21 protein-coding genes and 1 tRNA gene are annotated in these 24,855 nt (G+C 60.8%); 18 read left to right on the plus strand and 4 right to left on the minus strand.

The features are described 5' to 3' along the window. From ppsA to ABI213_RS15180, 10 genes are all read left to right on the plus strand, one after another. Window positions 1–1,637 (plus strand): phosphoenolpyruvate synthase (ppsA, locus tag ABI213_RS15135; protein WP_348027711.1); only part of this gene is annotated, 1,637 nt, incomplete at its 5' end. A gap of 155 nt (window positions 1,638–1,792) precedes the next feature. Next, window positions 1,793–4,048, plus strand: coding sequence for a VC_2705 family sodium/solute symporter (locus tag ABI213_RS15140; protein WP_348007898.1), 2,256 nt, complete (start codon window positions 1,793–1,795; stop codon window positions 4,046–4,048). Between the two features lie 67 nt (window positions 4,049–4,115). After that, a complete protein-coding gene (rpsF, locus tag ABI213_RS15145; RefSeq protein ID WP_295953935.1) occupies window positions 4,116–4,484 on the plus strand; it encodes a 30S ribosomal protein S6 in 369 nt (122 codons plus the stop codon). A 31-nt stretch (window positions 4,485–4,515) separates the two neighbouring features. Beyond that, window positions 4,516–4,803 (plus strand): primosomal replication protein N, encoded by a 288-nt coding sequence (gene priB, locus ABI213_RS15150; RefSeq protein ID WP_348007894.1) that lies wholly within the window; start codon window positions 4,516–4,518, stop codon window positions 4,801–4,803. A gap of 14 nt (window positions 4,804–4,817) precedes the next feature. After that, window positions 4,818–5,102 (plus strand): 30S ribosomal protein S18, encoded by a 285-nt coding sequence (gene rpsR / locus ABI213_RS15155; protein ID WP_092761761.1) that lies wholly within the window; start codon window positions 4,818–4,820, stop codon window positions 5,100–5,102. 12 nt (window positions 5,103–5,114) lie between these two features. Continuing rightward, a complete protein-coding gene (gene rplI, locus ABI213_RS15160; RefSeq protein ID WP_348008014.1) occupies window positions 5,115–5,567 on the plus strand; it encodes a 50S ribosomal protein L9 in 453 nt (150 codons plus the stop codon). A 175-nt stretch (window positions 5,568–5,742) separates the two neighbouring features. Beyond that, window positions 5,743–7,161: a replicative DNA helicase gene (gene dnaB, locus ABI213_RS15165; protein ID WP_348008015.1), complete on the plus strand. Its 1,419-nt coding sequence runs from the start codon at window positions 5,743–5,745 to the stop codon at window positions 7,159–7,161. A 2-nt stretch (window positions 7,162–7,163) separates the two neighbouring features. After that, window positions 7,164–8,102, plus strand: coding sequence for a threonine/serine dehydratase (locus ABI213_RS15170; RefSeq protein WP_348008016.1), 939 nt, complete (start codon window positions 7,164–7,166; stop codon window positions 8,100–8,102). 15 nt (window positions 8,103–8,117) lie between these two features. Further along, window positions 8,118–9,437: a serine--tRNA ligase gene (gene serS, locus ABI213_RS15175; RefSeq protein WP_348008017.1), complete on the plus strand. Its 1,320-nt coding sequence runs from the start codon at window positions 8,118–8,120 to the stop codon at window positions 9,435–9,437. A gap of 49 nt (window positions 9,438–9,486) precedes the next feature. Continuing rightward, a tRNA-Ser gene (locus ABI213_RS15180) sits at window positions 9,487–9,574 on the plus strand. Window positions 9,575–9,867: 293 nt separating this feature from the next. Here ABI213_RS15180 and ABI213_RS15185 read toward each other — a convergent pair. Both ABI213_RS15185 and ABI213_RS15190 read right to left on the minus strand, forming a co-directional pair. Then, window positions 9,868–11,760, minus strand: a complete 1,893-nt coding sequence (locus ABI213_RS15185) for an amidohydrolase (protein ID WP_348008018.1) — start codon at window positions 11,758–11,760, stop codon at window positions 9,868–9,870. A gap of 600 nt (window positions 11,761–12,360) precedes the next feature. Then, on the minus strand, window positions 12,361–13,353 hold the full coding sequence (locus tag ABI213_RS15190; RefSeq protein WP_348008019.1) for a helix-turn-helix transcriptional regulator: 993 nt from the start codon (window positions 13,351–13,353) through the stop codon (window positions 12,361–12,363). Window positions 13,354–13,685: 332 nt separating this feature from the next. Between ABI213_RS15190 and ABI213_RS15195 the strand changes: the two genes are divergently transcribed. The 3 genes from ABI213_RS15195 to ABI213_RS15205 all read left to right on the plus strand — a co-directional run bounded on the left by ABI213_RS15195 (window position 13,686) and on the right by ABI213_RS15205 (window position 17,389). Then, a complete protein-coding gene (locus ABI213_RS15195) occupies window positions 13,686–15,026 on the plus strand; it encodes a glutamine synthetase family protein (RefSeq protein WP_348008020.1) in 1,341 nt (446 codons plus the stop codon). A 39-nt stretch (window positions 15,027–15,065) separates the two neighbouring features. After that, a complete protein-coding gene (locus ABI213_RS15200) occupies window positions 15,066–16,433 on the plus strand; it encodes an aspartate aminotransferase family protein (protein ID WP_348027714.1) in 1,368 nt (455 codons plus the stop codon). Between the two features lie 260 nt (window positions 16,434–16,693). After that, complete coding sequence (locus tag ABI213_RS15205) at window positions 16,694–17,389, plus strand: GntR family transcriptional regulator (protein ID WP_348008022.1); 696 nt, start codon at window positions 16,694–16,696, stop codon at window positions 17,387–17,389. A 499-nt stretch (window positions 17,390–17,888) separates the two neighbouring features. On the opposite strand, the gene ABI213_RS15210 is transcribed toward ABI213_RS15205, so the two are convergent. Next, window positions 17,889–19,319, minus strand: a complete 1,431-nt coding sequence (locus ABI213_RS15210; protein WP_348008023.1) for an MFS transporter — start codon at window positions 19,317–19,319, stop codon at window positions 17,889–17,891. Between the two features lie 126 nt (window positions 19,320–19,445). Here ABI213_RS15210 and ABI213_RS15215 point away from each other — a divergent pair, with 126 nt between their 5' ends. The 3 genes from ABI213_RS15215 to ABI213_RS15225 all read left to right on the plus strand — a co-directional run bounded on the left by ABI213_RS15215 (window position 19,446) and on the right by ABI213_RS15225 (window position 22,146). Beyond that, a complete protein-coding gene (locus ABI213_RS15215) occupies window positions 19,446–20,336 on the plus strand; it encodes a LysR family transcriptional regulator (protein ID WP_348008024.1) in 891 nt (296 codons plus the stop codon). Between the two features lie 65 nt (window positions 20,337–20,401). Beyond that, the gene (locus ABI213_RS15220) at window positions 20,402–21,181 is read left to right on the plus strand and encodes a ParA family protein (RefSeq protein ID WP_348008025.1); all 780 of its coding nucleotides are present in this window, start codon (window positions 20,402–20,404) and stop codon (window positions 21,179–21,181) included. A 176-nt stretch (window positions 21,182–21,357) separates the two neighbouring features. Then, entirely contained in the window at window positions 21,358–22,146 is a 789-nt protein-coding gene (locus ABI213_RS15225) for an SDR family oxidoreductase (protein WP_348008026.1), read from the plus strand. A 112-nt stretch (window positions 22,147–22,258) separates the two neighbouring features. Here the strand turns inward: ABI213_RS15225 and ABI213_RS15230 are convergent, their stop codons facing one another. Further along, entirely contained in the window at window positions 22,259–23,224 is a 966-nt protein-coding gene (locus ABI213_RS15230; protein ID WP_348008027.1) for a LysR family transcriptional regulator, read from the minus strand. A 196-nt stretch (window positions 23,225–23,420) separates the two neighbouring features. Here ABI213_RS15230 and ABI213_RS15235 point away from each other — a divergent pair, with 196 nt between their 5' ends. Both ABI213_RS15235 and ABI213_RS15240 read left to right on the plus strand, forming a co-directional pair. Further along, on the plus strand, window positions 23,421–24,386 hold the full coding sequence (locus tag ABI213_RS15235; RefSeq protein WP_348008028.1) for an ABC transporter substrate-binding protein: 966 nt from the start codon (window positions 23,421–23,423) through the stop codon (window positions 24,384–24,386). A 63-nt stretch (window positions 24,387–24,449) separates the two neighbouring features. After that, window positions 24,450–24,855: substrate-binding domain-containing protein (locus ABI213_RS15240; protein WP_348027716.1), on the plus strand; the 406-nt coding region annotated here is incomplete at its 3' end.

Below are 24,855 nucleotides of genomic sequence, written 5' to 3' on the forward strand. Positions count from 1 at the left end.
AAAAAGCCGTCATCCGCCGCAACCTGGGCAGCAAGATGGTGCAGATGGAGTTCACCACGGCTGCCGAAAAAGCCGCCACCGGCCAACTGGTAAAGACCACCGACGTGCCGACCGAGCAGCGCAACCGCTACTCTCTGACCGATGCCGACGTGGAGCAATTGGCCCACTACGCGCTGGTGATCGAAGACCATTACGGCCGCCCGATGGACATCGAATGGGGCAAAGACGGCACCGACGGCCTGCTCTACATCCTGCAAGCCCGCCCCGAAACCGTGAAGAGCCAGCAAATGGGCAAGGCCGAGCTGCGCTACAAGCTCAAGGGCAAAAGCAATGTGCTGGCCGAAGGCCGTGCCATCGGACAGAAGATCGGCACCGGCCCGGTGCGCTTTGTGCACAACATCAGCCAGATGGACGAAGTGCAGCCCGGCGACGTGCTGGTCACCGACATGACCGACCCCAACTGGGAACCGGTGATGAAGCGCGCCAGCGCCATCGTTACCAACCGCGGTGGCCGTACCTGCCACGCCGCCATCATTGCGCGTGAACTCGGCATTCCTGCCGTGGTGGGCTGCGGCGATGCGACCGAAAAGCTCAAAACTGGCACCCTGGTGACGGTGAGCTGCTCGGAAGGCGACACCGGCTTCATTTACGACGGCCTACTGGAAACCGAGGTCACCGAGGTCGAGCGCGGTGCCATGCCTGAGATCCAAACCAAAATCATGATGAACGTGGGCAACCCGCAGCTGGCGTTTGACTTCTGCCAGTTGCCCAACCAGGGTGTGGGCCTGGCCCGGCTGGAGTTCATCATCAACAACAACATCGGCGTGCACCCCAAGGCCATCCTGGACTACCCAAACATCGACAAGGACCTGAAGAAGGCGGTCGAGTCGGTCGCCCGTGGCCACGCTTCGCCGCGTGCCTTCTATGTGGACAAGGTTACCGAAGGCGTGGCCACCATTGCAGCGGCCTTTTGGCCCAAGCCCGTGATCGTGCGTCTGTCGGACTTCAAGTCCAACGAATACCGCAAGCTGATCGGTGGCAGCCGTTATGAGCCCGAAGAAGAAAACCCCATGCTGGGCTTCCGCGGTGCGGCCCGCTACATCAGCGCCGACTTTGGCGAAGCCTTCGCCATGGAATGCGCAGCCCTGCGCCGCGTGCGCCTGGACATGGGCCTGACCAATGTGCAGGTGATGGTGCCGTTTGTACGCACCCTGGGCCAGGCCGAAAAGGTCACCAAACTGCTGGCCCAGCACGGCCTGCAGCGCGGCCAGGACGGCCTGAAAATCATCATGATGTGCGAAGTACCGAGCAACGCCATCCTGGCGGACGAGTTCCTGCAGTTCTTTGATGGCTTTTCGATCGGTTCGAACGACCTCACCCAGCTCACCCTGGGCCTGGACCGCGATTCCGGCCTGGAGTTGCTGGCCGCCGACTTCGACGAGCGCGACCCCGCAGTCAAAGCCTTGCTGAGCCGCGCCATCACGGCTTGCAAGGCGCAGGGCAAATATGTCGGCATCTGCGGCCAGGGCCCCAGCGACCATCCGGACTTCGCCCAGTGGCTGGCCGACCAAGGCATTGAGTCGATTTCGCTCAATCCGGACAGCGTGGTTGCCACCTGGAAGCAACTTGCCGGTTAAGGCGGGCTAGGGCTGTTGCGGATACGCCCGTTAGTCCAACTGGGCTAGGATAGAAAACCCCGGGGGCTTCGGCTCCTGGGGTTTTCTTTTTTTACGACTGACCCCCTGTGTTTGCCCCACCTCTCGTCACCGCCCCCACGTTCACCCGCTTGCGCATGGCTTTGCTGCTGCTGTGGGCGCTGCTGTCGTTTGGCGTGGTGTTTTTTGCGCGGGATTGGACCTGGGTGGTGGCGGGCTGGCCGCTGAACTACTGGTATTGTGCCCAAGGCGTAGTGCTGTGCTACCTGCTGATTGTGGTGGTGTACGCTTGGTGCCTCCGCCATGACGGTGCGGATGCCGAGCCGGGCCAGGTGCTGCCGTCGCCGCGCCGCCTGCACCGCAACTTTGGGCTATACGTGGTCTGCCTGTTGGCGTTTTTGGGGCTGATGGCCTGGGCCGAAAGCCGGGGCCTGTCGCGTTACTGGATTGGTGGCATCTTTTTGTTTGCCACGTTTGCGCTGTACGCCAGCATCGGCATGTACTGCCGCACCTCGGACCCCACCGAATACTACGTGGCCGGGCGGCGCATCCCTGCTATCTACAACGGCATGGCCACCGCCGCCGACTGGATGAGCGCGGCATCCTTCATCAGCCTGGCCGGGGGCTTGTACCTGAACGGGTTTTCCAGCGCCAACGGCCAGCCGGGCGGCCTGGCTTACATCATGGGCTGGACCGGCGGCTTTTGCCTGGTGGGGCTGCTGATTGCGCCGCGCCTGCGCCGCATGCAGCTGTATACCGTGCCCGACTTTTTTGGTGTGCGCTATGGCGGGCGCTGGCCGCGCTGGATTGCCGCCGGGGCGGCGGTGCTGTGCTCGTTTACCTATGTGGTGGCGCAGATTTACGCAGTAGGGCTGATCACCTCGCGCCTGACCGGGGTGCAGTTTGAGATCGGCATTCTGCTGGGGCTGGGCGGGGTGCTGGTGTGTTCTTTTCTGGGCGGTATGCGGGCGGTGACCTGGACCCAGGTGGCGCAGTACGTGATTTTGATTCTGGCGTTTTTGATTCCGGTGTCGTGGTTGGCGTACAAGCAGTTGGGCAACCCGCTGGCACCGCTGGTCTATGGCCAGCAGTTGCCGAAAATCGCAGCGCTGGAAAAGCGGCTCAGCGAGTCGCCCTCGGAGCGCGAAGTGCAGGCTATCTACGCTCAGCGCGCCGCCCACTACGGCAACATGCTGGAAAACGTACCCCGTACCCTGGTGTTGGAGCGCGCCGCTGCGCAGGCCCGGCTGCGCCAGCTGCAGTCCGAACGGGCCGACCCGTCTGTGGTGCGCAAGGCCGGGCGCGATCTGGCCGCCTTGCCCAAAGACGAGGTAAGCGCGCGTGAACTCTGGGGCCTGGCCCGGCAAGATAACCTGGAACGCGCCCAGCCGCTGGGGGGTATGACACTGCATGCACAGGTATTTAACGGCAATCCGGATGGCACGCCCGCCGAGCAAGATAGTTTTGGCACCTCGCGGTTGAACTTTTTGGCCCTGATTTTTTGCCTGATGACTGGTACGGCGGCGCTGCCACACCTGCTGACGCGCTACTACACCACGTCGTCGGTGGCCGAGGCGCGTAATTCGGTGGCCTGGTCGCTGTTCTTTATTGCCCTGCTGTACCTGGCCGCTCCTGCGCTGGCGGTACTGGTCAAGTTCGAGGTGATGAGTCAGTTGGTGGGGCAGAGCTTTGACACCTTGCCCACCTGGATGGCGCAGTGGGCGCAGGTTGATCCATCACTGTTGCAGGTGATTGATGTGAATGGCGACCACATTCTGCAGTTTGCCGAGCTGCGGCTGGGGGCCGATCTGGTCATGCTGGCGACACCCGAGCTGGGTGGCTTGCCTTATGTGGTGTCGGGACTGGTGGCGGCAGGCGGTTTGGCCGCCGCTTTGTCCACAGCGGATGGCCTGCTGCTGACCATGGGCAATGCGCTGGCCCACGACCTGTACTTTCGGGGTGTACGGGACAAGGGAGACAAGTCCGCCCCGTCCGACCCGATGGTGCGGGTGCTGCTGTCTAAATTCGCGCTGTTGCTGCTGGCCTTGGCGGCGGCCTATGTGGCGGCGCAAAAGCCGGCCGACATCCTGGCGCTGGTCTCGGCTTCGTTCTCGCTGGCGGCGGCGGCTTTTTTCCCTTCCATGGTGGCAGGGCTGTTTTGGCAGCGCACCACGCGCCGCGCCGCCGTGGCCGGCATGCTCACCGGGTTGGGTGTGACGCTGTGGTACATGCTGACCAATGCGCCCTTGGTGCGTGGGTGGCTGGGCTGGGGCGGATCGGGCTTGTGGTGGGGTATTCAGCCGATTTCGGCCGGGGTATTTGGCCTGCCTGCGGGGGCGTTGGTGGTCTGGTTGGTGAGCCTTTTAGAGTCCGCGCCAGAACGCGGGCTATAATCGCAGGCTTTGCCCTTGCCACACCACTACAGACGCAGTGGGTGGCTTCACATCCTTAAGGAGAAATATGCGTCATTACGAAATCATTTTGATGATCCACCCGGATCAGAGCGAACAGGTTCCAGCCATGCTGGAGCGCTACAAAGGCATGATCGTTGCCGGTGGCGGCAAGATCCACCGCGTGGAAGACTGGGGCCGCCGTCAACTGGTGTACCTGATCAACAAGCTGGCCAAGGCCCACTACCTGTGCGTCAACATCGAAGCCGACCAAGCCATCATGGCTGAACTGGAACACGCGTTCAAGTTCAACGATGCCGTGCTGCGCCACCTGACCGTGGTGATGAAGAAGGCTGAAACCGGCCCTTCGTCGATGATGAAGACCGTCGAACGCGAAGAAGCGCGCAAGACCCAGCAAGCCGAGTACGCAGCCCACTAAGGTGGCTTGCTGAACGGAGTTCCCACACGGAGTGAACCACGTTGTTTTGACGGCCTGTCTTGCAGAAGTTAAAAACCTGCGCTACACGCCCGCTGGACTACCCGCCCTGGATATGGTGCTCGAACACGAGTCCAGTCTGGAACAAGCAGGTGTTACCCGGCAAATCAAAGCAGCCGTAAAGGCCATAGCCTTTGGCGCAATCGCCGAGCGAATCCAGCAGCAGCCCTTGGGCAGCATCTGGCAATTCACCGGTTTTTTAGCCTCCCCCCGACTGGGTAAGAACCCCGTACTTCATATTCAAGATTTTCAAACAGATTAAATCAGGAGTCCATCATGGCCGGACCAAAACGTTTCAATAACAAAGACAAGCGCCCCAAGCGCAACACCCAGTCCCTACTGTTCAAGCGCAAGCGCTTTTGCCGCTTCACCGTGACCGGTGTGGAGCAGATCGACTACAAAGACATCGACACGCTGCGCGATTTCATCGCTGAAAACGGCAAGATCATCCCCGCACGCCTGACCGGCACGCGCGCGATTTTCCAGCGCCAGCTCAACACCGCTATCAAGCGTGCGCGTTTCCTCGCCATGCTGCCGTACAGCGACCAGCACCGCATCTAAGGAAGTACGAACATGCAAATCATCCTGCTCGACAAGGTTTTGAACCTTGGCAACCTTGGCGACATCGTCAAGGTCAAAGACGGCTACGCCCGTAACTTCTTGATCCCTTCGGGCCGTGCACGCCGCGCTACCGAAAAGGCCAAGCAAGAATTCGAAGCCAAGCGCGTCGAACTCGAAAAAGCCGCTGCTGCCAAGCTGGGCGCGTCGCAAGTCATGGGCGAAAAGCTCGCTGGCTCGACCATCAAGCTGACGCAAAAAGCCGGTGTGGACGGTCGCCTGTTTGGCTCCGTCACCAATGCCGACATCGCCGAAGAACTGAGCAAGCAAGGCTACAAAGTGACCAAAGCCCAGATCCGTCTGCCTAACGGCATGATCAAAACCACCGGTGACAATACCGTTAACGTGGCTTTGCACACCGACGTGGTTGTGGAAATCACCGTAGCTGTGTACGGCGAAACCGCTTAATCCGCGTTTCTCCGCAAGAGGCCGCCAGGGTGCAAATCCTGGCGGCCTTTTACATTTGGCCGCGGGGTTATACCGAGTTGTCCCGGACTTATCCACGCTTTGCCCCCAGACTTGTGCCTCGACGTTGCCGGGCCTGCCGCGTAGCATTCAGCCTCACCCTAGGAACCCATTCCCCATGTCTGCCGTTTTCCCTGCTCTGGACGACTCCTATGGCCAGGACCGCCAAATTGCGCAGCTGCGCATCCCGCCGCACTCCATCGAAGCCGAATCCAGCGTGTTGGGTGGCTTGCTGCTGGACAACAACGCCTGGGACCGCGTGGGCGACCTGCTCAAGGACGATGATTTCTACCGCTACGAGCACCGGCTGATCTTTGCCGCCGTGCGCGAGCTGGTCAACGCCAGCAAACCGGCCGACGTGATTACGGTGTTTGAGCGGCTGCAAAGCATTGGCAAGTCCGAAGAAGTCGGCGGCCTGGCCTACCTGAATTCGCTGGCCCAGTACGTGCCCAGCGCCAGCAATATCCGCCGCTACGCCGAAATCGTGCGTGAGCGCGGCATTCTGCGCAAACTGGTGACGGCCAGCGACGAGATCGCCACCAACGCCTTCAACACCCAGGGCCGCCCGGTCGACAAGATCCTCGACGAGGCCGAGCAGAAGATCTTCAACATCGGCGAGGAGGGCGCGCGCAACAAGCAGGGCTTCCAGGCCATGGAAACCCTGGTGGTCGATTTGCTGGACCGCGTCCAGGAGATGGCTGACAACCAGAACGATGTGACCGGCGTACCCACCGGCTTCATCGACCTGGACCGCATGACTTCGGGTCTGCAGGCCGGCGACATGATTGTGCTGGCAGCCCGTCCGTCCATGGGCAAGACCGCCTTTGCCATCAACATCGCCGAGCACGTGGCGTTGAAAGAAGGCCTGCCGGTGGCCGTGTTCTCCATGGAAATGGGCGCTTCACAACTGGCGATTCGTATCGTGGGCTCCATCGGCCGCATCGACCAGGGCCATCTGCGCACCGGCAACCTCACCGACGACGAATGGCCGCGCCTGGCCGAGGCGGTGGAAAAGCTGCGTACCGTGTCGCTGCACATCGACGAAAGCCCCGGCCTGACCCCCAGCGAGTTGCGTGCCAATGCCCGCCGCCTGGCGCGCCAGTGCGGCAAGCTGGGCCTGATCGTGGTCGATTACTTGCAACTGATGAGCGGCTCCGGCAGTGGCGGCAATGGCGACAACCGCGCTACCGAGCTGGGCGAAATCTCCCGGGGTTTGAAAATGCTGGCCCGTGAGCTGCAATGTCCGGTGATTGCACTGTCGCAGCTCAACCGCAGCGTCGAGCAGCGTCCCGACAAGCGCCCCATGATGAGCGATTTGCGCGAGTCTGGCGCCATCGAGCAGGATGCCGACATCATCATGTTCATCTACCGCGACGAGTACTACACCAAGGACGCGTGCAAAGAACCCGGCGTGGCCGAGATCATCATTGCCAAGCAACGGAACGGCCCGACCGGCACGGTCAAGCTGGCCTTCTTGCGCAACATCACCAAGTTTGAAAGCCTGGCCAGTGGCTACGGCGGTGGCGGAGATTATTAAAAATGAATCGCTCTGATATTGATAGCTGCTTGCGCAGGTTGGATATGCGCCAGGGGCACTTTTTACGTGAAACTCCACTGTGGAAGCTTTCGGGTGCGGCACTGGGCGTGGACTGCGCCGAAGTCTGGCTCAAGCTGGAGCACCTGCAGGTGGGCGGCAGCTTCAAGGCGCGCGGCATGATGAACCGGCTGCTGGCCAACACCATCCCTGATTCCGGGGTGGTGATCGCTTCGGGTGGCAACGCGGGCATCGCCACCGCTGCCGCAGCCCAGGCGCTGGGTGTGCGCTGCGAGGTGTTTGTGCCCACCACGTCGCCCGAGGCCAAGCGCGCCCGCCTGCGTGACCTGGGGGCCGAAGTGGTCGTTACTGGCGCGGCCTACGCGCAAGCCTTTGAAGCCTGCATGGCCCGCCAGCAGGCCACTGACGCACTGCTGACCCACGCTTACGACCAGCCCGAAGTGCTGGCGGGCGCGGGCACTCTGGCTGCAGAAATCGAAGCCCAGGGTGGTGTGCCCGACAGCGTGCTGGTCAGCGTGGGCGGTGGCGGTTTGATTGGCGGCATCGCCGCCTGGTTCGAATCGCGCAGCCGCGTGGTCGCCCTGGAGCCCGAGCGCGCGCCCACCCTGCACAGCGCCCGCCAGGCTGGTGAACCGGTAGATGTGGCCGTGGGTGGCATCGCCGCCGATTCGTTGGGTGCCAAGCGCATTGGCCAGTTGGGTTGGGAAGTCACCCAGCGCCACGTGCAAGATGCATTGCTGCTGAGCGACGAGGCGATTGTGGCGGCCCAGCGCTGGCTGTGGAAAGAGCTGCGGCTGGCGGTGGAACCCGGCGCAGCCCTGGGGCTGGCGGCCCTGCAGACCGGGGCGTACCGGCCACGCACCGACGAAAAAGTGGCGCTGATCCTGTGCGGCGGCAACGTCGATCCGGCCTCGTTGGCCTGAATTTAGAATATCTCCATGCTTGACATCCTTACCCTCCGCAAAGACCCCGATGCCGTGGTCGCCCGCCTGCAAACGCGCAAAAACCCCCAGCAGTTTCTGAACGTCGACGCGTTCAAAGCCCTGGAATCGGAGCGCAAAACCATCCAGACCCGCACCGAGGATCTGCAAGCCCAGCGCAACAGCGCCAGCAAGCAGATCGGCCAGCGCAAATCCAAAGGCGAGGGCGTGGACGACCTGATGGTCCAGGTGGCCTCCATCAAAGACGTGCTGGAGAGCTCGGCCGTGCGCCTGGAGCAAATCCAGTCTGAGTTACAAACCCTGTTGTTGGCCGTGCCCAACCTGCCGCACGCCAGCGTGCCCGTGGGAGAAGACGAGGCCGGTAATGTGGTGGTGCGCACCTGGAACCCCAGCGCGCGCGCGCCCGGCACTATGGAATTCGCAGCTAAAGACCATGTGGATCTGGGCGCGCCGCTCGGTTTGGACTTTGAAATGGGGGTCAAGCTCACCGGCTCGCGCTTTACCGTGATGCAAGGCCCCATCGCCAAACTGCACCGTGCCTTGGCACAGTTCATGCTGGACGTGCAAACCGAGGAGCACGGTTACACCGAATGCTACGTGCCCTACATCGTCAACGCCGACTCTATGCGCGGCACCGGCCAACTGCCCAAGTTTGAAGGCGACCTGTTCGCCGCCAAAAAGGGCGGCCAGGATGGCGAGGACGTGCCCGACCACAGCGCGCTGTACCTCATCCCCACCAGCGAAGTGCCGCTGACCAACTTTGTGCGCGACACCATCGTCGCCGAGGCGGATCTGCCCATCAAGCTCACTGCCCACACGCCGTGCTTCCGCTCCGAAGCGGGCAGCGCCGGGCGCGACACCCGCGGCCTGATCCGCCAGCACCAGTTTGACAAGGTGGAAATGGTGCAAATCGTCCATCCCGACCAGAGCTACGACACGCTGGAGCAGATGACCGGCCACGCCGAAGCCGTCCTACAAAAGCTGGGCCTGCCGTACCGCGTGATGTCGCTGTGCACTGGCGACATGGGCTTTGGCGCGGCCAAAACCTACGACCTGGAAGTCTGGCTGCCCGGCCAGAACACCTACCGCGAAATCAGTTCTATCTCCAACTGCGAAGCCTTTCAGGCGCGACGCCTGCAGGCCCGCTTCAAGAACGCCCAGGGCAAGAGCGAATGGCTGCACACCCTGAACGGCTCCGGCCTGGCCGTGGGCCGCGCGTTGGTGGCCGTACTGGAGAACTACCAAAACGCCGACGGCTCGGTCACCGTGCCGGAAGTGTTGCGCCCCTATTTGCGAGGTTTGGAGGCGCTGGCCTAAAAGCTGCGTTGCAGCCTGCTAGAATAGCTGGCGTTGCTAACCAGCAATTGGAAGAGTGGCAGAGTGGCCGAATGTACCTGACTCGAAATCAGGCGTACCGCAAGGTACCGTGGGTTCGAATCCCACCTCTTCCTCCAGAACACAAGATAAAGGCCTCTAAGTAGCGATACTCAGAGGCCTTTTTCATTGGTAAATCATGGGCTTACAGTGTACTGAGCGACAAAGGGCGCTATTGACTGGCAAACCAAGGCGGGGAACATACGGGGGAACAATTGGGGGCAAACAGCAATTTTGGGACGACTGTCAAGTTCCGCCTGTTCGCGCCGATCTAGTCCTGTCTTCTTACGAATACATGAACTGCCTCCAGGTAGTCCAAATTTTTGTCCGCACCCCCCGCTGGTCAATTTCGGATCGGCACTAACAGTACTGTTTATGCGCCAAAAAATGACGCAACAGGTCTCTGAATGGCATCAATCGCACTTGCAAACGATTCGATGGTGTTGTTTGCGAAAGTCCCCAATGCCATAACAACCTTGCCGCCGACCATCGTTAGCAACACTTGGTTGCGTCCCAATTCGTCATCCGGTACCGCCAGGAAATTCTTTTCAAGCACGATCAAATCTGCAAACTTCCCCACTTCAATGGAACCGACCAGTTTCTCAAGTCGCAATTGATAGGCAGCGTTAATAGTGATCGCTTTCAAAACTTCGATGCGAGAGAGTGCCGGGTCCGCGTTGATAGGTCCAACAAACCGCGTATCGCGGCTCGCAGGACTGTTTGGATTCAAAGGATCCCCTGAGCGCGTCACGCCTATCTTCAATGCCAGCATGATGTCGTACGGATCAATGGGCCAGTCGCTTCCGTAAGCGATGCGTGCCCCGGCGTTATGCAAGCTGCCGAACGGTTCCATCCGTGAGAACCGGTCCGGGCCCAGGTGATTTTCTGTCTCACCGACGGAATATGACGCACGTTGAGCCCATTGGAACGACATGGTCGGAATGACGTTGAGTAACGCAAAGCGGGGGTAGTCAGCGACGGCCACCGTTTCATCATGGGCTATAGCAGGGCGGAAGTCGGCACTTGGGCGTAGAGTGCGCAAGTTTTCAATTGCATTCAGGGTCTCTTGCACGGTTCCCTCACCCGTGGCGTGAATGTGCACGTCTAGTTGTGCTTCCGATAAGGCCACGAGCAGGGGCTTGAGCACTGTATCTTGATCGAAATACGTGGAGCCGACATTCGTACCAGGAACCCAGGCCATACCGTTGAATGTGTAATACGGAGTGAACACTTTAGCGGCATCAGCGGGGGCATTCACTACTCCGTCGTTAAACAGCTTGACGATCCGTGCGTTAATGCCTGGCTTGGTGATAGCTGTGCCCTGATCGTTGGCGGCGAGAAACGCCTTGGCGGCAGCGACACTGGCGGGAATGCTCGTCTTGGCTTCCTCCGGGCTCATAACAAAGGTCAGGTTGGCGCGTGCCGTCAACTCACCCGCCTGCTGGAGCGTCCTGAAGGTTTTGGCATGTATCGCGTCTGAGGCAGCATCCATAAAAGATGTCACACCTTGCTGCCTGAATGCCTGTAGTGCAGCGCGACCTTGTCTTAGCAGGTACGCGTCAGAGTCTGGCGGGATTGCTGCTTTTACGATGAAGCTCGCGCTATCTTCTGCAATCCCGGTCGGATTTCCGCTGCCATCACGCAGATAGCGTCCACCGGCTGGGTCTGCCGTTGCCGCGCTGATTCCGGCCAGACTCAGCGCTCGGGAATTGGCCAGAACGGCATGAAAGTCGCTGGACGTGATTGCGATCGGGCGCGATCCGGTCAGGGAAGCCAGGTCGCTCAGGTTCGGGTCGCGTCCGTCCAGTCCAGAGGTGGCCTGTCGGTCCCAGTTCACCGCTTCCAGCCAGCTGTCTGGTTCCTGGCTGGCGGAGGCGTTCAGGCAACTCTGCAGTTTGGCGACCATTTCGGTGATGTGCAAGGGTGCGTATTGCATATCGCAAAGCGTTAACGCGCGGCCACCTGCCAGGGAATGCACATGGGCATCTATAAATCCCGGCAACATTAGCTTCCCACCCAGGTCCATGACCTTGGTGCTACTGCCAACAAAGTTATTCACTCCACCATCATTACCGACATAGATAATCTTCCCATTTTTCACGGCTACAGCCTGTGACGTGGGCTGACTGTCGTTCATGGTGAGAACGTAGCCGTTGCGAAATACGGTGTCAGCATATTGGTTGGCGCTACTGCCGCCACAACTTGCCAGTGCCAGTGTGGCGGCCAATGCGCCCCACGTAGGGTTTAATATTTTTACCAAAAACATTGGATCTCCAGTTCTAGTTATGCCCGTTGGGAATGGGCATAGTAGGAAAAAATCGCCGATTTGGCCCCTCTGTAGATGCAGAGGGGTGCGCTACTTTTTCGTGCGCGAAGGTGGTTCGAGTGCCTGAACCAGTTCAAGCTTGTTTCGCTCTTGCTGCCGATGATGCCGTCCTTCAGGCCGTCCAGGTCGTTGCCGGCGGCCCTCTGGCCTTGGCTAACTGCGCGTCTTCTGCGGGCTCAACCAGTTCTAGCCGGCCTTCTGGCTGATGGCTAGCCCCATCGCGACCACGCTGTCATAGTCTCTAGGGTATTTCTGCGTGGACACCAAGCCGGAACGCCCGCCGTTTGAATGGCCCTTGTGGTAGCGGTGGCCGTGGGCTTTCCGTAGAACTTCGTGGCGATGGTGGTGTTGCTCACCTTCAGCACGAAATGGTTGGCATTGAAGGCGCGGTTGCGCTGGGCGACATCGAGGGTGCCCCAGGAGAGACCGAGTGCCTGATGGACCAAGTAAAAGCTGATCTTCACGCAATGCAGAGGGATACGCCCTGTTGGCGCGCGCCAGTTGATCTGGGTCGCGTGCGATCAGCAGGCCAAGGCGACATCAGGCCTTGCGTAAGGCGGTGAACAGTTCGAGCTTGTTGTGCACGCCCAGCTGTGCGTAGGCACTGCGCAGATAGGTCCGCACGGTTGTCGGGGTCAGGCCCAGGGTTGCGGCGATTTCCTTGTTGGAGTGGCCGCTGGCGTACAGCGTGGCGGCACCAAGCTCGCGCGGTGACAGCAGTGACTTGTAGTTGCTCGACGGCAGGCTGATCGCAATCAGCGGACCGCAGGGTTCCAGCCGCAAACGGCATGACCTGCTCGCCAGAAAGCTGCTGGGCCGGTCGCGCAGGGCGCTCTGCAATTCGTAAGGGAGAACCGAGCCTGGCCACTGCGGATATGCAGACTTCAGTGCCTGGGCAATGCGCAAACCGACGAAGAGCAGTCTGCCGCTTGGATCAGCGAGAGCATGGCTGTCCCAGGCTCGGCTGGGCGGCACCACCTGCAGGCGCTCGAGAGCGTAGCGCCAGTGGTGGAGCAAGTGCGAGACGAATGCCCCGAACAGTACTTCTTCCACTGCCGTGAAGGGGGCGTGGGACTTCGATCGGTAAACCGAGACGAAGAACATCAACCCGCTGTGCGGTAGTGTGGCGGTAATGGCCATACAGTGGTACAGGCCATGCCGCTGGCTGAAGGCCGCCACTTCGGGTGGCGGAGCCTGTGCGTCGTCGGCATCGCTCAGCCGTACCACCACGCCCAGCTGCGCGATGGATTGCAACGCGAAGTCATCGCGAGCGGAGATTTGGTTCCATTCCTGCGCGAAGCTCTGGGCGAGCCCGATGCTGCCGTTCAGCCAATTCTGCGGGGCGGCATCGCCGGCGAAGTCGGACACTTCACCCCACCATGCGGAGTCGAACGACACCAACGCGCGCAGGACCTCCAAGGACTCCTGCAGCATGGTCTGGGTCGGCGTCGATCTCGCCAGATCTGCCAGTTTCAGTAAGCTAGCGCTCAGCGCGCGCAACTGGGCGAATTCGCCGGAGGGGTTCGATCTCAAAGGCAATCCTATGTTGTGCGCGGTAATCGGGGACGCTCGAATGTTCGGCTTGGTTGTGTCGGCTCCGATCGCTGCTTGCCAGGGTTGGCCTGCTTCTAAGAGTTTGCACAAGTTTCTTTAGAGGCAGATCCATTCACTCCTGTGATGACGGCAAGTGACCATTCGCGCGTTGCTGCATGGTGTGTGGGCTCGCTCTTGTATGTCGGCTTGCTGGAATTGGACGGGCCAGCAAAGGCGGTGGCCACGCATGTGCTGTCGCTTCGCGCCCCACCCAAGAGCCGGTGTAATCTAATTTGTGATCACAAATTAGATTATAAGGCTAGAATAAAAGCATGAAAAATACCCTTTCAAAGTTCTTCGAAGACCACCGTGTGCACGAGGTCGAGTGCGTGATCCCCGATATGACGGGCATTGCACGCGGCAAGATTCTGCCGCGTGACCTGTTCCTGTCGGCAGGTGAAATTCGTTTGCCCAAGAGCGTGCTTCTCAATACCGTCAATGGGCAGCAACCTGACAACGGGCCTTTCGTTGGCGACACAGATCCCGACATGCTCTGCATTCCGGACGCGTCCACGATTCGCATGGTTCCCTGGGCTGCAGAGCCGGTGGCGGTGGTAATCCATGACTGTCAGGAGTGGGATGGCCAACCTGTGGCGCTGTCGCCGCGCGCCGTGCTGCGCCGCGTGCTGGGTCTGTATGAAGGCCAGGGTTTGCAGCCCATTGTTGCCCCCGAAATGGAGTTTTATTTGGTGGCCCGCCATACAAACCCGCACGAGCCGCTGCAGCCCCCAATCGGAAGAACTGGAAAGCCAGAGGTTGGACGGCAGAGCTATTCGATCGATGCCGTCAATGACTTTGACCCATTTTTTATGGAGCTGTCCAGCTTTTGTGATCAACACCAGCTGGGCGTAGAGACCCTGATCCATGAAGCTGGCCCGGGTCAGATGGAAATCAATTTCAGCCATGGCGACGCCTTGGACCTGGCAGACCGTGTGTTTTTATTTAAGCGCACCGTACGCGAAACGGCTCTGCGCCATGGGGTGTTTGCCACCTTCATGGCCAAGCCCATGGAGCAGGAGCCAGGCAGTGCGATGCATATCCACCAGAGCCTGGTGAGCCTGGAGGATGGCCGCAACGTTTTCAGCAACGCAGGGGATGACTCTGCCAGCGAGCTGTTCCACCACTTCATCGGGGGGCTGCAGGCTTATATTCCGCGCCTGATGCCCATGTTCGCGCCTTATGTGAACTCTTACCGGCGGCTGGCCCCGTTCATGTCGGCGCCGGTCAACGTGCGCTGGGGGTATGACAACCGCACCTGTGGCTTGCGGGTGCCCAAGTCGGGACCACAGGCCAGGCGCATTGAAAACCGCGTTCCGGGTGTGGATGTGAACCCCTACCTCGCCATGGCGGCCACGCTGGCATGCGGCTGGCTGGGCATGCGCGACCGCCTGCAGCCCGGGGAGCCCACCGTGGACAGCGCCTGGAGTGTGGGCCGAGACCTGCCCCGCCATTTAGAAGATGCCATTGCCTCTATGCGCAGCTGTGACCCCATGCGTGAAGTGCTTGGCGAGTCATTTGTCGATGCATTTTGCGCAGTCAAAGAGCTGGAGTACGGCACGTACAACCGCGTCATCAGCTCGTGGGAGCGTGAGCACCTCCTGTTGCTGGTGTAGATGCCCCTCCTGTTTAGAACCTCATTTCCGGAGCCCGCCTTGAAAACCGAATACCGCACCTTGGACCCCGCACGGCTGGCAGCCGTTTTGGAACGCGAACGCGCGCGCTACGTACAGTCCAACAGTCGATCCTCAGCCCTGGCGCAGCAAGCGTCGGCCCACCTGATGTTTGGCGTGCCCCTGCATTGGATGAGCGATTGGTCCATGCCCTTCCCCTTGCATGTGGACCAGGCCAAAGGCGCCCACGTGACGGATGTGGATGGCCACACTTATGTGGACTTCTGTCTGGGTGATACGGGCGCCATGTTTGGCCACAGCCCCGAGCCCGTGGCCCGTGCGCTGGCCGCGCAGGCAACCCGCGGCCTGACCGTCATGCTGCCAAGCGAAGATGGCGTGTGGGTAGCCCGTGAACTGGCGCGGCGCTTTGGCTTGCCGGTGTGGCAGTTTGCGCTGTCGGCATCGGACGCCAATCGCTTCGCGATCCGTTGGGCCCGGGCGCTCACGGGGCATCGACAAATTTTGATATTTAACGGGTGTTACCACGGCACGGTGGACGATGTTTTCGTCGATCTGGTAGACGGCAAGGCCAACACCCGCAACAGCTTGCTGGGCCAGGTGGTGGACATTACACAAACCACCCGCAGTGTTGAATTCAATGACTTGGCGGCACTGGAAAGCGCCCTTGCCGACGGCCAGGTTGCCTGCCTTCTGGCTGAACCGGTCATGACCAACATCGGCATGGTGCTACCCGACCCTGGCTTTTGGGACGCTGCACAGGCTTTGTGCCGACGCTATGGCACGCTGCTGCTGATAGATGAGACACACACCATCAGCTCGGGCCCCGGCGGCTACACCCAGGCCCATGGTTTGCAGCCGGATCTGCTGGTGTTGGGCAAGCCCGTGGCGGGTGGTTTGCCCTGCGCGGTTTACGGGTTCAGCGCCGATACCGCTGCCCGCGCCGAGGCCGCCAAGCGCCAGGCGCCTCCAGGGCATAGCGGCATCGGCACCACCCTCACCGCGAATCTGCTGGCCATGGCTGCGATGCGCGCCAATCTGGCCGAGGTGATGACCGATGCGGCGTACGCGCACATGTTTGGTTTGGCGGAGCAACTGGCACTAGGTCTGGGCCAAGTGATCGAGCGCCACAACTTGCCCTGGTGCGTTACCCGCATTGGCGCACGTACAGAGTTTCAGTTCACGCCAACGCCCCCACGCAACGGCACGCAAGCCGATGCCATTCTGGACGCTGCGCTAGAGAAGAACATCCACCTGTATTTGCTCAATCGCGGCCTGCTCATCACGCCCTTTCACAACATGATGTTGGTGTGCCCGAGCACGACACCCGCCGACGTTGACCGCTTGGTGTCGGCGTTTGCGAGCTTCGTGGAGGAAGTGGTGCGGCCCTGAGCGCTGCATTCGACAGCACTGCCGCGCCTGGCAAGCTCCACCCCTTGGCCCTGCCATCGTGGTGGATGGTGCCAATTGCCGGCAAGAACGCAAGGGGCTCTGAACTGCTGAAGCCCGCCTCCCCATGGGGCCAAATGCTATGCTCAACTCTGGCCTGACTTTCAGGGCTTCGGGGGCCGAGCCGCCGCACAAGCATGAAAGTTATTACACGTTAACTGCTGGATATTGAGACCGTAGAGAAGATGAAGTCAGAAGCGACGATGGGGTCCGACACCAGCCCAACACCTTCCCAGACGCAGCAAGACGAGATCTACACAACGCTGCGGCAGTGGTTCTCGCTAGGGCGTTTTGCGCCGGGGGAGCGGCTCAAGATTCGCGATCTGGCGGTGCTGATGGGGTCGGGCATCATGCCCGTGCGGGCCGCGTTGCAACGTCTGTGCGCAGACGGCGCCGTGGTCAACATTCCCAATGCAGGAGTAGCCGTCCCCAGGTTGTCCCCGGTCGAGTTTGACGATTTGCTCAAGCTCCGCATGCTGCTCGAAGGTGAAGCGGCAGAGCGCGGCTCTGCATTGCTTGGCGCTGCTGGCAAACACACGCTGCAGGCACTGGTGCACACCATGGACAAAGCCTTGAACGACGCCGACGCAAAAGCCTACCTGGCCGCCAATGATGCATTCCATGTCTTGTTGTACAAGGCGGCAGGATCCCCTTTGCTGTTCGGCTTGATCGACACCCTATGGCTCAAGGCGGGCCCTGTTTCTAACCGCTTGTTCGATACGACCGATGCCCTGAAGGTCTTGAACCATGCCCATGCCGAATTGGTAACCGCCATCACCAAAGGCGACCACTACGGTGTGCGGCAAGCCGTGGAGAAAGACATATTTGTGGCTGGGCAATACATCCGGCGGGCCTTGACGCACGACAGAAAAGATGCCAGCCCATCCGCCCAGCAATGAAGTGCAGGGCTGAATTTCACCAAAAAAAGAGGTGGCTAAAACTTCTAACTGTTGCATCCCGTGTGATCATCTCCCCCGTAGAAGCTGGCCACTATTCCAAGCAAGGGAAGTGCTGCACGGCGTACTGGAGTCCCTCAAAGCGGAGCAACACAGATGAGTCAAGTACACCCCCAAGCCCGAAGCACCCCTCGCACGCGCACAGAAATTGTGCTGTCCCACCACGAGGCCTTCTGTCGTAGCGGGCGGGTAGCATAGGTCACGCCCTGTTCACCTCCTTGTGAGCGCAAAATCATCCCTGCTTTCTTTAAAAAATTCCCTGTTAATTTCAAAAGGTGGCGGGTGATCCGCACGTGGAAAGTTTGCATCTGCGCGCGATTGCCAGGGGTTTGCCTGTTTCCGGGTATACGACGCTCAAGAAAATTCGCTGTAAATTTCCCCGTTAACGGGATATCAATACTGAGAGAGGTTCGGCACATACAGGGCCCACCTCCAAGTATTTTTAAAAAAGCGCCTGCCCAGGCGCTTTTTTCGTTTCCGCCCTGCGGTAGCTCGCCACCGCGATAGCCAGTGCGGCTGTAACGAGCAAGGCCGCGACGGCGAAGGTGGTGCGCAAACCGGCCGCCACCGATTCGGGGGACGCTGTAGTGATATCGGTCGTACCTGCTGCGAACGCAAACACGGCGCCCATCACCGAGGCACCGGTGATCAGCCCCAGGTTGCGCGACAGGCTGAGGAGGCCGGAGATCACACCCCGCTGGTCGGCGGACACATCCACCATCACAGCGGTGTTGTTGGCCGCCTGGAACAACTGGTAGCCGGGTGTCAGGATGGCGATGGCGACCACATAGCCCACTACGCCGAACATGGCTGGCAACAGGGACAGCGCCGCTGCGCCCGTCACCATTGCCACCAGCCCGACGACGACCATCGGTGCTGCGCCCCAGCGGTCCACCACCCGGCCCGCCAGCACGCCGCCCACAATGGAGATCGCTGGGCCGACCGCCATCACCATGCCCACGGCCGTGGCACCCAGTCCCAGTGACTTTGACAGGTAGAACGGCCCGACCACGAAGGTCGTCGCCATCACCGTGGCCACCAACACATTGATGGCCAGGCTGGCACCCAGCGCCGGGTCGCGGAAGGCGGCCAAGCGCACCAGCGGCGATGCCACCTGGGTTTGGCTGTACACAAACAAGCCGGAGCCTATGGCAGCCGCCAACAGCAGCGCCATATTCAGCACCCCGAAGTGGCCGCGCCCCAGCGTCGTGGCCAGCGCATAGGCTGCCAGGCTCAGCGCCAGCAGCAGCGTGCCGATGGAGTCGAAGCGGGCAAGGTGCGTCTTGGGGTTCTGGCGGTCTGTGGGCAAATGGTGCTGCGCGAGCACAAAGGCCAGAATGCCCAGCGGCAGATTCACCAAGAAGATGGACCGCCAGCCAAAACCACCAATCAGCACGCCACTCAACGAGGGGCCAAGCATGGTGCCCACCGCGGACATGGTGCCCAGCAGGCCCATTGCGCGGCCGGTCCTGTCCTTCGGCACGATTTCTGCCACAAAGGCCATCGTCAGCGCCATCATGGTCGCCGCGCCCAGGCCTTGGGCCACCCGCGCTGCCAATAGCAAGTCCAGCGTCGGTGCGGCAGCACACAGTACCGAGGCGATGGTGAACACCATGATGCCGCTCAGCAACAGCCGTCGGCGGCCAAAGATGTCGCCGAGCCGCCCGACGCTGACGATCAGCGTGGTGATGGCCAGCAGGTAGGTCAGCACCACCCACTGGACTTGCTGGAACGAGGCGCCGAACACCTCGGCCAAGGTGGGCAAGGCCACGTTGGCGATGCTGGTGCCCAGCGAGGACAGCAGCATGGACAGGGACAGGGCGGCAAGTGCCCACGGGATTTGCCGGGGTTGGGAGACGGGAAGTTTGGGCATGAATGCGTCTTTCTGTGGATCTGGTTCAAGCGTAGGTCTTTACCAGTCATGGCGGAAGGCGCAGCATTTGCACTTAATCAATGCATTCAACGCCATGCCACGCGCGAATTGCGCTATGGTTAGCCCATGGCAACCCCCGATTTCAACCTGCTTGTCACGCTGGATGTGCTGCTTGCCGAGGGCAGCGTGGCGGGCGCGGCCCGGCGGCTGCGGCTCAGCCCGTCGGCGATGAGCCGGGCGCTGGCGCGGTTGCGCGAGACCACCGGCGACCCGCTGTTGGTGCGGGCAGGGCGCGGCCTGGTGTACACCCCGCGGGCCCTGGAGTTGTGCGGGCAGGTGCGCCAACTGGTGCAGGATGCGCAAGCCGTGCTGCGCCCCACCGAGGTGCTCCAGCCCAGCCAGTTGGCGCGTACCTTCACGCTGCGCACCAGCGAAGGCTTTGTGGAATGCTTTGGTCCCGGGCTGATTGCCCGCGTGGGAGCAGAAGCCCCCGGCGTGCGGCTGTGCTTTGTGCAAAAGCCCGACAAAGACAGCGCACCCCTGCGCGAGGGAGCTGTGGATCTGGAAATTGGCGTGGTGGGCAGCACCGCCGCGCCCGAGCTGCTGACCCAGGCCTTGTTCCGCGACCGGTTCATCGGGGTGGTGCGCGCGGGCCACGCGTTGAGCCAGGGCCAGATCACCCCCGCCCGCTATGCGAAAGGGCAGCACATCAGCGTGTCGCGGCGTGGGCTGTTCAAGGGGGCGATTGACGAAGCGCTGGAGCCGCTGCAGCGGGACATTGCCACCATCGTCGGCGGCTTTTCGACCGCGTTGGCGCTGGCCCGGGCCAGTGACCTGGTGGCCAGCGTACCGGGGCGGCACACCGGCATCCTGCGCGAGGGCATGCACAGTTTTGACCTGCCGGTGGCCACGCCCGAGTTCACCGTGTCCATGCTCTGGCACCCCCGGCTGGATGCCGACCCGGCGCAACGTTGGCTGCGCGGCTGTGTGCGCGAGGTATGCCGGTCTATGGACTGAAGATTGCTTGCGCTGACAATAGACGCTGTTTTGTAACTTTGTCGTCCTCCATAAGGAACCGTGCCATGCCACTTGTCGTTTTCAACCAGAAGGGCGGGGTGGGCAAGTCCACTATCACCTGCAATTTGGCCGCCATCAGCGCCAGCCAGGGTCTGCGCACGCTGGTGATCGATCTGGACCCGCAGGGCAATTCCAGCAGCTATCTGCTGGGCGTGCAGGCGCGGGACGACCAGCCCACGGTGGCCGGGTTTTTTGAGCACTGCCTGAGCTACAGCCTGCGCACCGTGCTGCCCACCGACTTCATCGTCACCACGCCGCACGAAAACCTGCACCTGATGCCGTCCAGCCCGCTGCTGGGCGAGCTGGAGAGCAAGCTGGAGTCGCGCCACAAGCTGTACAAGCTGCGCGAGGCCTTGCAGCTGCTGGCGGCGGGCTACGACCGCATCTACATCGACACGCCGCCTGCGCTGAACTTCTACACCCGCTCGGCGTTGATGGGCGCGCGGGCCTGCCTGATTCCGTTTGACTGCGATGAATTTGCCCGCAAGGCGCTGTACACCCTGCTGGACAACGTGGCCGAAATCCGAGCCGACCACAACCCCGGCCTGGTGGTAGACGGGATTGTGGTGAACCAGTTTCAGCCGCGCGCCAACCTGCCGCAGCGCATGGTGGGCGAGCTGGTGGCCGAAGGCCTGCCGGTGCTGCAGCCGTATCTGCCCTCGTCGGTGAAGATCCGGGAATCGCACGAGCAGTCTTTGCCCATGGTCTACCTGGACCCGCAGCACAAGCTGACACAGGCCTTTGTAGCCTTGCATGGCGTGCTGCAGGGCTTGCGCGCTGCATAGATTCATTTGCTATTGATTCAGTAGCTTCCAGCGCAGGTGCCACCTGCGCTGGAGCCGTATTTTCTATAAATTTGACAGAGGGAGGCGTCAGTCTCTACTTGACGTGCGCGGGGTGCGCAAGGCATAGTCCATAGCAAAATAATTCCTATTTTGTTTTAACTGATACCACTATTGCAATGTCGAATAACGAATTAAAACCGGCCCCGGCCTCCACCTATCCCAGCCTGCGCGAGCAGGCTGTTTTTATTACCGGCGGGGGCAGCGGCATAGGGGCTGCCATGGTGACCGCCTTTGTGGAGCAGGGCGCGCGCGTCGCCTTTGTGGACGTGGCCGAGTCCGCCAGCCAGGCGCTGGCGCAGCAACTGGTGGAGGCCGGTTACCCCGCGCCGTGGTGGCGCAAGTGCGATGTGCGCGACATTGCGGCGCTGCAAACCGCTGTGGCCGACGCAGCCAGTGAACTGGGCGACTTTGCGGTGCTGGTGAACAACGTGGCCAGCGACGACCGGCACACGCTGGAATCCGTTACGCCCGACTACTACGACCAGCGCATGGCCATCAATGAGCGGCCGGCCTTTTTTGCCATCCAGGCGGTGGTGCCGGGCATGCAGCGGCTGGGCGGCGGCTCCATCATTAACCTGGGCTCGACCGGCTGGCAGACCAAGGGCACGGGCTACCCCTGCTACGCGATTGCCAAGTCTTCCGTCAACGGCCTGACCCGCGGGCTGGCCAAGAGTCTGGGCGCGGACCGCATCCGCATCAATATCGTGTCGCCCGGCTGGGTGATGACCGAGCGGCAGATCGAGCTGTGGCTGAACGCCGAAGGCGAGGCCGAAATCCAGCGCACCCAGTGCCTGCCCGACAAGCTGCGCCCCCACGACATCGCCCGGATGGTGCTGTTTTTGGCCTCGGACGACGGCGCGATGTGCACCGCGCAAGAGTTCAAGGTGGACGCGGGTTGGGCCTGAGAAGGTTTTAGATTGCTACATTCTTTGATGTAGTTATAGATAGCGCCCTGCGCAGGTACTGTCTGCGCTGGCGGCCTATTTTTGGCTTAAAAAATGGCCTGAAAACCCATAACTATGCATCGGTGTTCTCCAGTGCGCAGCCATAGAGGGATAGGCTGGCGGCTTTCAAGGCCTTGAGCATCACCTTGGCGGCGGGCGAAGGCAGGCGGTCGGTGCGGGTGATGATGCCAAATGCGTCCATGTGGCAAGGAATCTCCAACGGCACGATGGCGACCAGGCCGTGGGCGGCGTAGTAGTGCGCCACGTCGGCGGCAATCACAGCCAGCATGTCGCTTTGCTGCAGCATGCGGGTGATGAACAGCAGCGCGGCCGACTCGATCACGTTGATCGGTGGCGCCAGGCCCACTTCCTGGAACATCAGCTCAAACCGGTGGCGCAGCACGCTGCCTGCGGGCGGCACGATCCAGCCGGTGCCCACCACATCGCGTAGCGTCAGCCCTTCCATGGTGACTAGCGGGTGGCCGGGGCGGGCAATGGCGCACACCGGTTCTTCTGTCAGCGGCTCGTAACGCAGATTGGTTTTATCTTGCTCGGCAAACAGGCGCGCCACCACCAGGTCGAGCTTGCCCTGCTGCATCCGCTCGATCAGTACCGGGCTATTTTCGATTTCCAGCCCGACGCGCAGCGTGGGCTGCTCGCGTTTGACAATGGCCACGGCGGACGGCAACAGCGTCAGACCGGGCGAGGTGATGGCCCCAATGCTGACCTGGCCAAAGCGCCCGGCCTTGAGGGCTGTCAGCTCTTCGTGCGCCTGGTTCAGGCTGGCCAGCGCCACGCGGGCGTGGCGGATCATGGTTTCGCCGTACCAAGTGGGTCGCATGCCGCGCGGTAGCCGGTCGAACAGCGGCACCTCCAGTACGTCCTCCAGGTCTTTGAGCAGCTTGGACGCGGCGGGTTGGGTCATGTTGAGCACCTGCGAGGCTCGGTGGATGTTGCCTTCCTCGGCCAGGGCCACCAGTAGCAGCAGTTGGCGGGTCTTGAGGCGAGCCCGGATGAACCAGGGGGTGTTGGATGCCATGGGGGTTTTCCAGAATGTGAATATTGATATGTATTTTGGCTAAAAAACCATTGGATTGATACCTGTTTTGTTCTTAGACTCTCAGGGTGTTTGTAATTAAGTATTCATCTAATTGGCCAAAGAAGCTAAAACCGGGTTCTAACCCCGTCCATTTGGACGGTGGACAGGGCAAATAACTAAACCATCAGGAGACAACATGCAGATCAATCGCCGTACTCTCGCCATCGCATTGGCCGCCGCCCCCTTGGCTGGCTTGCTGCCAGGCACCGTGTTTGCACAGAAAAAAATTGTGCTGGGTTTTAGCCAGGTGGGGGCCGAAAGCGAATGGCGCACCGCCAATACGGACTCCATCAAGTCTGCTGCGGCAGATGCCGGTATCGAGTTGAAATTCTCCGATGCCCAGCAAAAGCAAGAGAACCAGATCAAGGCTATTCGCTCTTTCATTGCGCAAAAAGTGGACGTGATTGCGTTCTCGCCCGTGGTCGAGTCCGGCTGGGAAACCGTGCTGCGCGAAGCCAAGGCTGCCAAGATCCCCGTGGTGCTGACCGACCGCTCGGTCAACGTGAAAGACGACTCCCTGTTCGTGTCTTTCATGGGTTCGGACTTCACCGAAGAAGGCCGCAAGGCCGGTCGCTGGCTGGTCGAGAAAATGAAAAACGATAAGGGCGATGTGAACATCGTCGAGTTGCAAGGCACTGTGGGCTCTGCCCCCGCCATCGACCGCAAGAAGGGCTTTGAAGAAATCATCAAGGCCGACCCCAAGTTCAAGATCATCCGCTCGCAAACCGGTGACTTCACCCGCGCCAAGGGCAAGGAAGTCATGGAGGCTTTCCTCAAGGCCGAGGGCAAGAAGATCAATGTGCTGTTTGCGCACAACGACGACATGGCGATCGGTGCCATCCAGGCGATTGAAGAAGCAGGCCTCAAGCCTGCCAAAGACATCACCATCATTTCGATTGACGGAGTGAAGGGTGCCTTTGAGGCCATGATTGCAGGCAAGCTGAATGTGTCGGTGGAATGCAGCCCGCTGCTGGGCCCACAGCTGATGTCTGCCGTCAAGGACCTGAAGGCTGGCAAGACGCTGCAAAAACGCATCGTCACCGAAGAGGGCATCTTCCCCATGGAAGTTGCTGCCGCAGAGTTCCCCAAGCGTAAATACTGATCTGCTTCCCCCACGGCGCGTTGGATACTGAACGCGCTTTTTATAACCTCGGAGACAATTGCAATGAAACGAACGTTACTTAAATCTGTGTTGGCCAGCTTGGCCTTGGCCGCACTCGGTGTTGCACCGCAAGCCAATGCCCAAGACAAGGGCACCATCGGCATTTCCATGCCGACAAAGTCCTCCGCCCGCTGGATCGCAGACGGCGACAACATGGTCAAAGTGTTGAAAGACCGTGGCTACAAGACCGATTTGCAGTACGCCGACGACGACATCCCGAACCAACTCGCCCAAATCGAGAACATGGTCACCAAGGGTGTGAAGGTTTTGGTGATTGCCTCCATCGACGGCACCACGCTGTCCAAAGTGCTGCAAAACGCAGCCGACAAGGGTGTCAAGGTTATTGCCTATGACCGCCTGATCAAGGGCTCGAAGAACGTGGACTACTACGCCACGTTCGACAACTTCC

This window comes from Rhodoferax sp., from assembly GCF_039922535.1.
GTDB lineage: Bacteria > Pseudomonadota > Gammaproteobacteria > Burkholderiales > Burkholderiaceae_C > Rhodoferax_B.